Source organism: Rhizobium sophorae, from assembly GCF_013087515.1.
GTDB lineage: Bacteria > Pseudomonadota > Alphaproteobacteria > Rhizobiales > Rhizobiaceae > Rhizobium > Rhizobium sophorae.
Genome location: NZ_JABFCN010000070.1, coordinates 87,115 through 100,041, shown reverse-complemented (window position 1 = coordinate 100,041; position 12,927 = coordinate 87,115). Strand labels below are relative to the sequence as shown.

11 protein-coding genes and 2 pseudogenes are annotated in these 12,927 nt (G+C 57.7%); 6 read left to right on the top strand and 7 right to left on the bottom strand.

What is annotated here, in order from left to right:
• Nucleotides 1–66 precede the first annotated feature (66 nt).
• The gene (locus G9X64_RS34615) at nt 67–1,491 is read right to left on the bottom strand and encodes an O-antigen ligase family protein (RefSeq protein WP_168309361.1); all 1,425 of its coding nucleotides are present in this window, start codon (nt 1,489–1,491) and stop codon (nt 67–69) included.
• Nucleotides 1,492–1,798: 307 nt separating this feature from the next.
• Here G9X64_RS34615 and G9X64_RS34610 point away from each other — a divergent pair, with 307 nt between their 5' ends.
• Together G9X64_RS34610 and G9X64_RS34605 are read left to right on the top strand one after the other, a co-directional pair.
• Nucleotides 1,799–2,398, top strand: coding sequence for a transglutaminase-like cysteine peptidase (locus G9X64_RS34610; protein WP_168309360.1), 600 nt, complete (start codon nt 1,799–1,801; stop codon nt 2,396–2,398).
• A 270-nt stretch (nt 2,399–2,668) separates the two neighbouring features.
• The gene (locus G9X64_RS34605) at nt 2,669–3,997 is read left to right on the top strand and encodes a UDP-glucose dehydrogenase family protein (RefSeq protein ID WP_168309359.1); all 1,329 of its coding nucleotides are present in this window, start codon (nt 2,669–2,671) and stop codon (nt 3,995–3,997) included.
• 114 nt (nt 3,998–4,111) lie between these two features.
• On the opposite strand, the gene G9X64_RS34600 is transcribed toward G9X64_RS34605, so the two are convergent.
• Nucleotides 4,112–4,903, bottom strand: coding sequence for a metallophosphoesterase (locus tag G9X64_RS34600; RefSeq protein WP_168309358.1), 792 nt, complete (start codon nt 4,901–4,903; stop codon nt 4,112–4,114).
• A gap of 160 nt (nt 4,904–5,063) precedes the next feature.
• Nucleotides 5,064–5,171 (bottom strand): annotated as a pseudogene (locus G9X64_RS37370) (TolC family protein); the annotation flags it as partial.
• A 285-nt stretch (nt 5,172–5,456) separates the two neighbouring features.
• Here G9X64_RS37370 and G9X64_RS34595 point away from each other — a divergent pair.
• The gene (locus G9X64_RS34595) at nt 5,457–5,708 is read left to right on the top strand and encodes a KTSC domain-containing protein (RefSeq protein WP_168309357.1); all 252 of its coding nucleotides are present in this window, start codon (nt 5,457–5,459) and stop codon (nt 5,706–5,708) included.
• A gap of 104 nt (nt 5,709–5,812) precedes the next feature.
• Here the strand turns inward: G9X64_RS34595 and G9X64_RS34590 are convergent, their stop codons facing one another.
• From G9X64_RS34590 to ung, 3 genes are all read right to left on the bottom strand, one after another.
• A complete protein-coding gene (locus G9X64_RS34590; RefSeq protein WP_168309356.1) occupies nt 5,813–6,418 on the bottom strand; it encodes an alpha/beta hydrolase in 606 nt (201 codons plus the stop codon).
• An 11-nt stretch (nt 6,419–6,429) separates the two neighbouring features.
• Entirely contained in the window at nt 6,430–7,362 is a 933-nt protein-coding gene (locus G9X64_RS34585; RefSeq protein WP_168309355.1) for a VOC family protein, read from the bottom strand.
• Nucleotides 7,363–7,497: 135 nt separating this feature from the next.
• On the bottom strand, nt 7,498–8,199 hold the full coding sequence (gene ung, locus G9X64_RS34580) for a uracil-DNA glycosylase (RefSeq protein ID WP_168309354.1): 702 nt from the start codon (nt 8,197–8,199) through the stop codon (nt 7,498–7,500).
• A 240-nt stretch (nt 8,200–8,439) separates the two neighbouring features.
• Between ung and G9X64_RS34575 the strand changes: the two are divergent.
• The 3 genes and pseudogenes from G9X64_RS34575 to G9X64_RS34565 all read left to right on the top strand — a co-directional run.
• A pseudogene (locus G9X64_RS34575) lies at nt 8,440–9,861 on the top strand (phosphomannomutase); the annotation flags it as partial.
• Nucleotides 9,862–9,903: 42 nt separating this feature from the next.
• Nucleotides 9,904–11,331, top strand: a complete 1,428-nt coding sequence (locus tag G9X64_RS34570; protein WP_171378372.1) for a mannose-1-phosphate guanylyltransferase/mannose-6-phosphate isomerase — start codon at nt 9,904–9,906, stop codon at nt 11,329–11,331.
• Between the two features lie 117 nt (nt 11,332–11,448).
• Nucleotides 11,449–11,754 carry a hypothetical protein gene (locus G9X64_RS34565; protein ID WP_171378371.1) on the top strand — a complete coding sequence of 102 codons (306 nt, stop codon included), beginning with the start codon at nt 11,449–11,451 and terminating at the stop codon, nt 11,752–11,754.
• Nucleotides 11,755–11,791: 37 nt separating this feature from the next.
• Here the strand turns inward: G9X64_RS34565 and G9X64_RS34560 are convergent, their stop codons facing one another.
• A complete protein-coding gene (locus tag G9X64_RS34560; RefSeq protein WP_168309352.1) occupies nt 11,792–12,748 on the bottom strand; it encodes an endonuclease/exonuclease/phosphatase family protein in 957 nt (318 codons plus the stop codon).
• Nucleotides 12,749–12,927: the final 179 nt, after the last annotated feature.

Below are 12,927 nucleotides of genomic sequence, written 5' to 3'. Positions count from 1 at the left end.
TCAACCGTTCGCACCTGCACAATCGATCTTTTCCGAAAATCTTATTAAAATCCATCCTTTTAAACTTTACGTGGTTAACGGCCGCTCATATGCCATGTCCGCCTCTCCGTTGCTACGCCCGAGGCATATCGCGACAACCGCACTCAGAAAGGCGGAGTAAAACACCGCAAAACCCGGTATCTGCAACGAAAAATCGACCGCCGCATGAAGGGCGACCAAAACAGTCGCCGCCAGGCCAAGAAGAACATAATGCCTGAGACGCCGTCTTTGGGCGAACCCGCGCCGGAACACTCTGGCAAGCACCGAGAAGGCAAGGACCGTCGCAATCGGGAACAATATTCCGAGGCCCAAAAATCCTTCGAGATAGAAATTATGCGCGCGGTCGAAGACCCCGAAAATACCGCAAGCCGGATCGCGGTAGGCGGAAAACACCGTCCGGAAGGTTCCGAGCCCCGTTCCCGTTAACCAATGATCCGAAATGGCACGCCATATGCCAGGCAGAATGCAAAACCGATCATCATCCTCGAGTCGCCGCTCTTGCGCGCGCAAAATCGCCTGGCCCGCAAACACCGTCAGCAGCAGCACGACGAAAGCAATCGCCGAGAGGAGCTTCAGCATCGAACGCCATCTTGGCGCCGGTCTCAGATGGCGCCTCGAGCCGTTCCAATTGATGACAAGCCATGGAAAATAGATAAGAGCGGCAACAAAGGTCGCAAATATCCCTGCGCGCGAGCGGCTCAGCATCAGCGCGGTGAAGCATGCGCATAAGAGCAGGATATAGATCCACGATCTCAAGAGAAGCGCGTTTCGGCCCGGCTCGCCGGGCGGATAGTTCGAATAGGCTCGGGTAATGTCCCTGACCAGAGTCAGCATCAGCAGCGTTCCAAGCCCGAGGAAGGTCGCGGCGGTATTGCGGTTGACGAAGACCGCGGTCAGGCTGTCGAGGTAGGCGCGTTTCTCCACGACGATCAGGATGTTGGGAAACAGCAAAAACTGCAGCAGGCCGAAAACAGCGACAATGCCCGCCGTAAGCCCGAGGCCTGTCAGCACTTTCCGCGCGCGCTGATCGGTATCGCACAAGAGAAGCCCGGTCAGAAAAGTGACGAAAGGCAGGGCGATCCAGAGGATCGACGCCAGCGTGTCGGCCGGTTCGACTGAGATCGCTGCGTACTGGACACCTGCTAGATCACGCGCAGCATTCCAGGCAGGATTAGCCAACCAGTTGGAAGGCAGTTCGATGGTCTGGATGAACGTCCAGCCAGTCAGCACGACGAGCAGAAACAAAGCGATGCTGAAAACCGATCTGGTCTGCCCCGGTTCCCCGAACAACAGCGCGGAAATAATCGCCAGCATAAACATTCCGATCGCAGCGAAGGCGAAGGGAAATGGCGTGACGCTTCCGAACGGAATAGAAGTCAATATCGCCAGGCCAATGAAGACAACGAGGATCACCTCCCGCAAGATCTGTCTGTTGATGAGTTTGGATAACATTTGAATTCGCTCACCAGCAGCAGCGGGAATGAGGCGTCCACAACCAGTACGCACAATATTCCCGTACTAACATAAGTTGCATATCAAGCGCCTGCGTGTTAAAGTGCAACAGAATTCCACATCATTTAAAATTGTCGCGAAACGTTTAAATCAATCGAGACAAGCCCTGTTTATGCTCCTTCCAAGCAGCAGAAACGGGACAGATATTCTGCGCCCAATACTTGGCAGATCACCAAATCGCCATGCCATTGACCGAGAAAAAAGGCAAGCCTGATCTCAATCGGTTGTCCTGACGGGGATTTAAGAGATGAAGAAAACATTCGTTACACTTCTGGCACTGGCCCTTACAGCAGGCAATGCGAGCTCGGCATTCGCCGCCGGCCCCGCAGGTTTTGCCCGCGGTCTGACCGGTAATTCGGCGGTCAGTTATATCTCTGAAAAAGGCAAGATCATTCCGCCTTTCGCCCAGGTTCTGTTCTGCGCCCAGAACCCGGCCGAATGCCGCGATAACAATGGTCTTGCGGTCGTTGCGCTCACCGACGAGCAGATGCGGCAGCTGAAAAACGTGAACAGCACGGTCAATCGTACGATGATCGGCCGGAACGACTCTCGCAACGAACTGAATGGCGACGTCTGGAAGGTGAATGTGCGCAGCGGCGACTGCGAAGATTTCGCATTGACCAAACGCAGCCGGCTGATAGCGATGGGCTGGTCGTCGCGCGCTTTGCGGATCGCGACGGCATATACGCCCGCCGGTGAAGGACATGCGGTCCTCGTCGTCAGAACCGACATGGGCGATCTTGTCCTCGACAACAGGAAAAGCAGCATCAAGAACTGGCGCGATACCGATCTGCGCTGGGACAAGATTCAATCGGGAACAGACCCCTACGTCTGGTACCGGCTGTAACAGCCGAGGCAGCGACATAGACTGATTGATCCTGTTGCCGGATAGAGGTCGAGCCTGCTCTGACGAGCGGCTCGACTTGTCATATCGCCCACACAAACCTATGTTTTTTGCTATCAACGGGGCTGCGCGCGGCCAACGGCGGTGCCCGGAGTTCGATTTCCGATGTGGATACCATGGCGATCTTCGGTATTGTCTTTTCGTCCAGATTGACTAAGACGAACTCATGCTGCGACGCAGCATGACGTTCTACTCTAATGATTTGAGGGAAATATGCGCATCACGATGATTGGATCAGGCTATGTCGGCCTCGTTTCAGGCGTTTGCTTTGCGGATTTCGGCCACGACGTCATCTGCGTCGACAAGGATCTGAGTAAGATCGAAGCCCTTCGCGAAGGCCGCATTCCGATCTACGAGCCAGGTCTGGAGCAATTGGTCGCGGAAAATACCAGCACTGGCCGGCTGTCGTTTTCGACGGATGTCGGCGAAAGTGTCCGCAGCGCCGATGTCGTGTTCATCGCAGTCGGCACACCGTCCCGGCGCGGCGACGGCCACGCAGACCTTTCCTATGTCTACGCCGCCGCACGCGAGATTGCCACCTATGTGGAAGGCTTCACCGTTATCGTCACCAAGTCGACGGTGCCGGTCGGCACGGGAGACGAGGTCGAGCGCATCATGCGCGAAACCAATCCTGCGGCGGATGTCGCCGTCGTTTCCAATCCGGAATTCCTGCGTGAAGGTGCGGCGATCGAAGACTTCAAGCGTCCCGACCGTATCGTCGTCGGCCTGAACGACGACCGGGCGCGCGAAACCATGACCGAAGTCTACCGCCCGCTTTATCTCAACCAGGCGCCCTTGGTCTTCACCACCCGCCGCACCTCCGAACTGATCAAATACGCGGCCAATGCCTTCCTCGCGATGAAGATTACCTTCATCAACGAGATCGCTGATCTCTGCGAACGGGTCGACGCTAACGTCCAGGACGTTTCGCGCGGAATCGGTCTCGACGGGCGTATCGGCTCCAAGTTCCTGCATGCCGGCCCCGGTTACGGCGGTTCGTGCTTCCCCAAGGATACGCTTGCCCTTGCCAAGACGGCGCAGGATTACGACGCGCCGATGCGTCTCATCGAGACGACGATCTCGATAAACGACAACCGCAAGCGGGCGATGGGACGAAAAGTCATTTCGGCCGTCGGCGGAGACATTCGCGGCAAGAAGATCGCGATCCTCGGCCTGACCTTCAAGCCGAACACCGACGATATGCGCGACAGCCCGGCGATCGCAGTCATCCAGACCTTGCAGGACAACGGCGCGCAAGTGGTCGGCTACGATCCCGAGGGCATGGAAAACGCCCGCAAAGTAATCGACAACATCGAATATGCGAGCGGTCCCTATGAAGCGGCTGCTGGTGCGGATGCGCTTGTCATCGTCACCGAATGGAACCAGTTCCGCGCGCTCGATTTCAATCGCCTGAAGCAGTCGATGCGCGCTCCGATCCTCGTCGATCTGCGCAATATCTACCGCAGTGACGAAGTCCGCAAACACGGCTTTACCTATACCGGCATCGGCACCAACCTTTATCACGAAGCGACTGGCGCCTGAGATAGGCTCCTGAACATCTGATCGTCCTGACGCCGCGGAGCATAATCCGCGGCGTTTGGTTTGGAGCATGACCCCGAAAATGTAAGCGTTTCGGACGACATCATACTCACCGATTTAAAGAATTCCGACCCGTGTCCCCTTTATTGTCAGCACAGTCAGCCGGCCCGTCGCCGAAACCGCAGTGTCGATACCGATGCGTTGCGGACCGAATGTCGGGATTCGCGCCGGGGTGTGGCCGTGGATCACGAGGACAGGAAGCTGCGGCCCTTCATCCAGGAAGGGCTGACGGATCCACATAAGGTCGCTGTCTTTCTGCCTCTTGAGGTCGATGCCCGGCCTGATGCCCGCATGAACGAAGAGGATCCTTCCCATCCGCAGCATGACCGGCAGCGATTCCAGAAATTGGATATGCCGCTCGGGTATCATGTTGCGAATGACGCGGGCGATTGTTTCGCTTCCGGCCGCCGACTGCAGCAGATACTCGATATCGATACCGTATGAGTGCAGCGTCTCCGTTCCGGCAAAGCCGAGCCATTCAAGAATGCGCGCCGGTTTGCGATAGAGCTTCACCAGCTCGGCGTCATGATTGCCGCACAGGACGAAACGTTGAAACCCCGGCGGCGGAGTCTTGCTCAGGAACTCCAGCACCGCGCTCGAATCAGGCCCGCGATCGACATAATCGCCGAGCATGACGATGAGCTTCGGCCCCGGAATGCGCGCAGCATCCTCCTCGATGCGGCGATGTGCCTCGACGAGTTCTTTATAACATCCGTGAACATCGCTCATCGCGTAGACCGCAGCGAATACGCCTTCGGCAAACGTCAGCCGAGCCCGTCTTTTACGGTTGCCGGACAGTATCGGTATCTGTTGTCGCCATGGCGCTAGATAGTTAAACATAGAACCCATTTATGAGACCCAACCAAACGGCGGGTTGTCCGAAACAATCCATCTCTTATCCATCGCTGCAACGGCATGAGGCTCAGTGTTCATAAGAATTTGGCCTGATCGCGGCCCCACCGAAGTTGTACCCGAATCTGCCACATTCAGAGTGACATAGTCCTTCGCCGAATGACGGCGAGATCACACCACTGAGAGCGATGCTCGGATAAAGCTGCGACTCGGCAACGCCGATATTGGCCGTTGCAGCGGCGGGGTCACGCTCCGCCTTGCGGATGTAATCATTCATACATGGGAGGGTGCTGCGGTTAATAATACGCTATAGTTTGCTATATGACGGTTAATCCGGCGTTAAACCGGCGATTATCGCGTTTCTCGCGACGTTATCGGCTAATATTCCCCAAATGGAGGAGCCATAGGTATCGGATTTCCACAGGCCACACCTTCGAGAAAGCTGTAAAAATCAACCATAACGATAGCCAGTAGGAAAAAATGAACGTTAAAGAAGATGATGCTTGACGCCCCCGCGGCGCAGCATAATGATGGCGCGTTGCGAGTGTGAATGACATTTCTTGATCGGAATCTCAGATCCAAAACTGCGGGGTGCAAAGTGGAAACTGCGGTTGATTCGAAACTTATCGAGGCGATCACCTACGACGAAGACAGCCGGCATCTACGGGTCTATCTGACCAACGGTCAGAGACGAGAATATGAAGGCGTTCCCAAGGGCGTCGTCGTCGGGTTGACGATGGCGGAATCACCGGGAAATTTCTACATGAAGGCAATCAGGGGCAAATATCCTCCTCGCCCCTAATGTCCTATCGATCACGACGATAGGATCCTTGTTCCAGCAAAGATGCGGGACCGGCATTCGCCGGTCCCGCAAACCTGTCTCCCGCCGACCGATGGTGCACGCCATCAATAACCGCCGAGAAAATCGCGGACCGCATTGATCTCGAGCGGCGCAATCTCGTGACCGCCGGGATGCCAGACCACCCTGATCTCCGCCCCTCGGTTTTTCAGATGTTCGGACAGCGCCTCTGTCATGGAGACGGGCGCGATAGGATCCCGTTGCCCGGCCGTCATCAGCACCTTTCTTCCCGCCAGCGTCGACTGGGCTGCGGGTTGAAACGGAATGAGCGGGTGCATCAGAACCGCGGCATCGAAGATACCCTTCTCGATCAGTACATTGGCAAGAATATTTGCGCCGTTCGAAAAACCCAGGCCGAGAATATCGGAAGCCTGGTACTCGTCAGCGAATGCCTTGACGTAGGCGGCCATCTTCTCCGTCGCGCGTGAGAGATCGGGCATGTCGTAGACCCCCTCTCCGGTGCGGCGAAAGAACCGCGCCGCGCCGTGTTCGGAAACATCGCCGCGCGGCGAGAGAATCGTCGCTTCGGGCAGCAGGCGCCGGCCGAAGTCGAAAAACTGGTTCTCGTCGCCACCGGTGCCGTGCAGCACCAGCAGGATGGGTTTATGAGGTGCACCGGCATGCAGCCGGTGCAAATATCCGGTTTCGGTCATATTGCTTCTCCTCACATTTCGAGCGGCTGCAGATGCTGCTCGAGCAGCGCGCGAAGGTGGGCGTGCTGTTGCGGCAGTTTCAGGGCTTCACCAAGATGGGCCGTATCCTCGTCGCGGTCGAAGCCGGGCTCATTGGTCGCGACCTCGAACAGCACGCCGCCCGGCGTGCGGAAATAGATCGCCCAGAAATAATCGCGGTCGATCACCGGCGTGACCTGATAGCCGGTGTCCATCAGCGCCTTGCGCACTTCGAGTTGCTTCTCGCGGTTTTCGACGGCGAAGGCGACATGGTGGACGGAGCCGGCGCCCGGAAGGGCACGGGCAATGTTCGGCATGGTCTCGAGATCGATGAGATGCGCGCCATTGCCGGAGGGCTTGATCAGCCGCTTGACGCCGTCCCTTTCCTCGGCGACCTCGTAACCCATGAATTTCAGGAGTTCGGCCGTAGCGCCTTCGTCCCTCAGCCGCATGGCGACGGAGTGGAAGCCGCGAATGGCATGATCCTCGTTGATACCGCCATGTGTCCAGGACTGGCGGGCGTCATCCTTGACCTCGACGAGCGCGAAGCCATCGCCATCGGGGCCGGAGAAGTTCAGCCGTTTTTCGCCGAAACTTTCCTCAGCCTTGAGACCGTCGACACCAAGCGCGGCAAAGCGATCGCTCCAGAAGCCAAGCGAGCCTTGCGGGACGGAAAACACCGTCGTGCCCACTTCGCCGGTGCCGGGACGGCCCTGCGCCATCTTCGGGAACGGAAAATAGGTCATGACCGTGCCGGGCGCACCGGTCTCGTCACCATAATAGAGGTGATAGACATCCGGCGCGTCGAAATTCACCGTCTTCTTGACGCGTCGCAGGCCGAGCGCATTGGTGAAAAACTGGTTGTTGGTGCGGGCATCCTGCGCCATCGACGTGACGTGGTGGAGACCCTTGATCTGATCTAGCATGTCAAACCCCTTTCATGCCCGCCGTTGCGGGCTTTCGATGAGGTTAAGATGCGCGCTGAAACTCCCGTAGAACAGACCCGTAGACCAAAACGCATTGTCTTCTTTTAGTGAACGAACGCCAAAGTCCGTTCACACCTACGCCCCATGGGGGTCGGCCGGCAATTGCCAGTCGATCGGCGCACGTCCGCGCGACTGCAGAAAGGCATTCGCCTTCGAAAAATGCCCGCAGCCAAAAAACCCGTTATGGGCCGAAAGCGGTGAGGGATGCGGCGCCCGGAGCACGAGATGCCGCGTAGTATCGACAAAGGCGGCCTTGCGTTGGGCATAGGAACCCCACAGCATGAAGACCACGGATTCGCATTCATCGTTGACCTTGCGGATGACGGCGTCGGTGAAGCGTTCCCACCCCTTGCCCTGATGAGCAGCCGCCTGCCCCTCCTCGACGGTCAGCACGCTGTTCAGCAGGAGTACGCCCTGCTTTGCCCAATGTTCGAGAAAACCGTGACGTGCCGGCGCTATGCCAAGATCCGTCTCCATCTCCTTGTAGATATTGACCAGCGAGGGCGGTATGCGCACGCCCGGCCGGACACTGAAACACAGCCCGTGGGCTTGCCCGACTCCATGATACGGGTCTTGGCCGAGGATGACGGCCTTGACGTTGGAGATCGGCGTCAGATCGAGGGCGCGGAAATATTCGCTGCCCTTGGGGAAAATCTGCTTGCCGATCTGCTTCTGCGCGACGAGGAAGGATTTGAGCTGTTGCATGTAGGGGCTTGAAAACTCCCCCTCCAGCGCGGCCTTCCAGCTCTCCTCGAGACTGACGGATGTATCGCTCATCTAGGAAAATCCTTCGCATATAACGAAACAACGGACACACGGTTCTAACAAAATCGACCTACGCTGCAATGCCTGCCGGCGCGGCAATGGGTCTACACTTTCAGAATTCGGTGAGAGAAGATTGCGAGAGGCTGTCCGAAGCATCATCGTCCCGTATTTAACTATATGATAGCTTCGGTATTTACGCCGGCAGGCGGCCTGAGTAGAACCTTGATTGTGAAATCGGAGCCATGTCTTCCTATGAAATTCGGCACGAGCGGCCTTCGCGGACTTTCAGTGGATCTAAAGGGACATGCCTCCGCCCTTTATGCCACGGCGTTCGGCAAATATCTGCTCGGAACTGGTAGGGCCAAAGCTGGCGATGCCATTCTGATCGGCCGCGATTTTCGCGATTCCAGCCCTGAAATCTCGGGAAATTGTGCCGATGCACTCGCTGCGCTCGGCTTCCGGATATTCGACTGCGGCAATGTGCCGACACCCGCACTCGCCCTCTATGGCCTTGAAAGAAACGCCGGCTGCCTGATGATCACGGGCTCGCATATTCCGGCGGACCGCAACGGTATCAAGTTCTATCGGCCAGATGGCGAGATCGACAAATCGGACGAGGCGGCGATTACCACATTGGCCGCCGAGATCGAACGAAACGGCGAAACTGTCGTACAAGCAACGGCCGAGACGGAAGACCACGAGGCCGCTTGCCGGCAGCTCTTTTTTGAACGCAATACAGCTCTGCTTCCGCAAGGTGCGCTTTCCGGCCTGAAGATCGGCGTCTACCAGCACAGCACCGTCGCTCGGGACTTGCTGGTTGACGTTCTTGCCCATTACGGCGCCGAGATCGTCGCTCTCGGACGTTCGGAGAGCTTCATTCCCGTCGACACCGAAGCCGTTTCCGACAAGACGATCACGCTGATGAAACGCTGGGTGTCCGAGCACAAGTTCGATGCGATCGTCTCGACTGATGGCGACGGCGACCGGCCGCTGGTCGCAGACGAAACCGGCACGCCGCTGCGCGGTGACCTTCTCGGCCTTGTGGCAGCCAATTTCCTCGGCGCCGGCACGGTGGTGACACCGCTTACCTCCAATTCGGGCATCGAGGCCGCGGGCTCTTTCACCGTCAGGCGCACCCGCGTCGGCTCGCCCTTCGTCATCGCTGGCATGGAAGAGGCCGTAGCAGCCGGCGAAGATCATGTCATGGGCTTTGAAGCCAATGGCGGGCTGCTGACTGCAACCTCTTTCGATATCAACGGCAGAGCCGTGCGCGCCCTGCCGACGCGCGATTGTTTTATCCCGATGCTCGCGATCCTGTCGCTCGCTGCCATTCGCAGGCAGCCACTTTCTGCCGCTGCCGCCTCCTATCACCTGCCCTTTGCCGCCGCCGATCGCCTGGAGAATTTTCCGCTGGAGACGAGTACCGCGTTGATGGAGCATCTGCGCGCTTCGAAAGAAAATCTCTCGGCTTTCCTGCAGCCGATTGGCGAGGTAGCGACAAAATCCGACATCGACGGACTTCGCGTGACGCTAAGGGATGGCGGGATCATTCATTTCCGTCCGTCCGGCAATGCGCCGGAAATGCGCTGCTACACGGAAGCCGGCAGCGAAGCTGCAGCCCGGAACCTGCTGAATACAGGGCTCAATCGAATAAGAGACTGGGCAGGCGCCCGGCAACATGCGACGAACAAGCCGTTTATTTCAAGGAACCCGCCTATGACGCAGAAAATCGTTCCCGTGATCATGGCCGGCGGCAAAGGCACGCGGCTCTGGCCGCTTTCCCGTGCCACCGCACCGAAACAATTCATCCAGTTCGTCGGCGACAAGACGCTGTTTCAGGAAACTCTCGAGCGCGTTTCCGATCCCGAACTGTATGAAGCCCCGATCGTCGTCACCAATGAGGAATTCCGCTTCCTGGTCGCCGAACAGGCTCGCGAGCGCACCATCCCGCTCGCAGCGGTCCTGCTCGAACCGGTCGCCCGCAATACAGCCGCAGCGGTGGCCGCGGCCGCAACGCTTGCCGCCGACCTCTTCGGCAAGCACACCATCATCCAGATGCTCGCCTCGGATCACGAGATCCTTGCCGACAAGAGCTATTTCGATTGCATCCGCATCGCCCGCGATGCCGCTGCCGACGGCAAGCTCGTAACCTTCGGCATCACCCCGACGGAGCCGGCGACGGGTTACGGCTATATCGAGATCGGCGATGCCCTCGAAAACGGTGCGCACAAGGTCAAGCGCTTTGTCGAAAAGCCGGCACTTGAGAAGGCCGAGCAGATGCTCGCCGACGGCGGCTTCTACTGGAACTCCGGCATCTTCATGTTCCCGGTGGCGGAACTCACTGCCGAACTGCAGGAATATGCGCCCGATGTACTGAAGGCGGCCAGCAAGGCCGTTTCGAAAGCAAGCCGCGACCTCGATTTCACCCGCCTCGACGCCGACCATTTCGCCAAGAGCCCGGACATCTCCATCGATTACGCGATCATGGAAAAGACGTCCAAGGCCGCCATCGTCCCCTCGCCGTTCAAATGGTCGGACATGGGTAGCTGGGATGCCGTCTGGAAATCAGGCGCCCGCGACGACAACGGCAATGTTGCCGCCGCAAACACCACCGTCGTCAATACCCGCAACTCGCTCGTCATGACCCATGGCGTGCATCTTGCCGTCCAGGGCATGGATGATGTCGCCGTCATCGCCAGCGAAGACGCCGTCTATGTCGGACCGCTCAAAGACAGCCAGAATGTCGGACAATTGGTCAAGATGCTGGCCTCTACGTCCGCCACGGCGAAATTCGCCGAAACCCATCCGACATCCTATCGCCCGTGGGGTGGCTATACCTCCATCTTCAACGGCGATCGCTTCCAGGTGAAGCGCATCTTCGTCACGCCGGGCAAGAAGCTTTCGCTGCAAAAACACCACCATCGCTCCGAACACTGGGTCGTCGTCAAGGGAACGGCTGAGGTGACGGTCGGCGAGAACGTGCGTATGCTGCGCGAGAACGAAAGCGTCTACATTCCGCTGGGCGAAGTCCACCGCCTCGCCAACCCCGGAAAGATTCTTCTCGAGCTCATCGAGGTTCAGACGGGCTCCTATCTCGGCGAGGACGACATCATCCGTATCGTCGATGAGTTTGGAAGAACCTAATCTCAGCCGGAGCGATGGTCGGGCCTTTTCCGGCGCGACCATCCCCGCTGTTGAATTTCCTCTTGGGGTTCTCGTAGAATGGATGTACCGACGGACATGACCGGAGATATCCCCCTGATGCGTACCTTGCCCGCCCTCGCCGGATTTTTTGTAATTATGGTGCCGGGAATGGCGTTTGCCGAAACGGCAAGCATGCGAACCGCAAGCGAGTCGGAAATTCGCCAGCACCTGCCCGGTACGTCCGAACTGAAAGAAGGCAAGAACGGCTACGAATATCGCGACGGCAATAAGAATGGCTACAAAATAACCAATGGCCAGGTGTGCGTCCTGTTCCCCAGCAAGAAGACCGATTGCGTCAACGTGAAGACTGACGGCAAGAGGTTTCAGATGATCGACAAAAAAGGCGGCCGAACCAGATTCTGATCTGCAGCCCCGGCAAGATTTCCTTTCCCAGACAAAGTCAATTTGCCGGTGAAGTTTCGCCGTCCTTGTCGAGAACGAAGTCGGCGACCAGGCCCGAATGGTTCGAGCCGAGATTGTCGTCGAGACGTTTCAGCGATGTCAGATGAAGGGGCGCGCGTGCAAATACGTGGTCGATGGCGATCCCCAGCGCGCCAGCGCCGATTGGCCATGTTGCCGGTTCCGGCGTGATCGTTTTCAGCTTCTGCTCACGCAAGAAAGCTTGGATGCTCGGGGCAATCGCCGAGGAGTTGAAATCGCCTGACAGTACCAGAGGGCCATCGATCGAGCTAAGCGCTTTGCCGAGATCTTCCAATTCAGCCATCTGGAAATCGTCGAAGTATGGTTTGGTCAGGTGCGCCGAAACCAGATTGATGGTCTCGCCGCCGAAGTCGACGCTTGCTATAACAAGCCTGTCTTTTCGCAGGCTGCCCATGCTTGCGACCTGCCGGCTGACGAACGGGCGTTTGGACAGCACCAGCGTATCGCATGTATCCTTCCCGGTGTCGCAGCCGATATGGTAGGGATAGGCATTGAACAATCGCTGCAGGTGAAATGTCAGCGGCTTGGCTTCGAGCAGATTGACGACGTCGGCATTCGACGCGATCACCATGTCGGTGATTTCAGTCGAGTTTTTCCAATTGTCGATCGCGATGTTGAACGTCATCAGACGAAAAAGCGGCGGCCTGACGGTGCCTCTGTCGCCCTCCGAGAACTCGCGCAGCATGATGACGCCGTGAGCGGTAAGAAGAAGCGAGACAATCAGAAGGATAAAGCCGTAGATCTGCCTTTTGATAGCCAGAATGACTAGGCTCGCGGCGACGAACACGACGCCGAGGTGAACTTGAAAGCTGTAGACGAAGGACAGAAGCCAGAAATTCGTGACATAGCGTAACGACACGATCGCGATGGCAACGGTCAGAAACGCGCAGAGGATCCAGTAAATTATGTCTCTCATCGATCCGGATCCCGCTTGCAGACGACTGGCCGGCCATAACATGCAAGCCGTCATGTTGCAATGCAGCATAACGGCCGGGAGTTGCGGCGACCGACAGACGATATCGATGGTCCCGCCCTCATCCGGCAAGGCAACGGCGGACCGGCCGCCGACGGTAGAGACGGTGCTGTGGCCCTCTC

What these genes read in the sequence shown, in the direction of transcription:
- G9X64_RS34615 (WP_168309361.1), bottom strand. Translation starts at nt 1,491, where the DNA reads ATGTTATCCAAACTCATCAACAGACAGATCTTGCGGGAGGTGATCCTC.
- G9X64_RS34610 (WP_168309360.1), top strand. Translation starts at nt 1,799, where the DNA reads ATGAAGAAAACATTCGTTACACTTCTGGCACTGGCCCTTACAGCAGGC.
- G9X64_RS34605 (WP_168309359.1), top strand. Translation starts at nt 2,669, where the DNA reads ATGCGCATCACGATGATTGGATCAGGCTATGTCGGCCTCGTTTCAGGC.
- G9X64_RS34600 (WP_168309358.1), bottom strand. Translation starts at nt 4,903, where the DNA reads ATGGGTTCTATGTTTAACTATCTAGCGCCATGGCGACAACAGATACCG.
- G9X64_RS34595 (WP_168309357.1), top strand. Translation starts at nt 5,457, where the DNA reads ATGACATTTCTTGATCGGAATCTCAGATCCAAAACTGCGGGGTGCAAA.
- G9X64_RS34590 (WP_168309356.1), bottom strand. Translation starts at nt 6,418, where the DNA reads ATGACCGAAACCGGATATTTGCACCGGCTGCATGCCGGTGCACCTCAT.
- G9X64_RS34585 (WP_168309355.1), bottom strand. Translation starts at nt 7,362, where the DNA reads ATGCTAGATCAGATCAAGGGTCTCCACCACGTCACGTCGATGGCGCAG.
- ung (WP_168309354.1), bottom strand. Translation starts at nt 8,199, where the DNA reads ATGAGCGATACATCCGTCAGTCTCGAGGAGAGCTGGAAGGCCGCGCTG.
- G9X64_RS34570 (WP_171378372.1), top strand. Translation starts at nt 9,904, where the DNA reads ATGACGCAGAAAATCGTTCCCGTGATCATGGCCGGCGGCAAAGGCACG.
- G9X64_RS34565 (WP_171378371.1), top strand. Translation starts at nt 11,449, where the DNA reads ATGCGTACCTTGCCCGCCCTCGCCGGATTTTTTGTAATTATGGTGCCG.
- G9X64_RS34560 (WP_168309352.1), bottom strand. Translation starts at nt 12,748, where the DNA reads ATGAGAGACATAATTTACTGGATCCTCTGCGCGTTTCTGACCGTTGCC.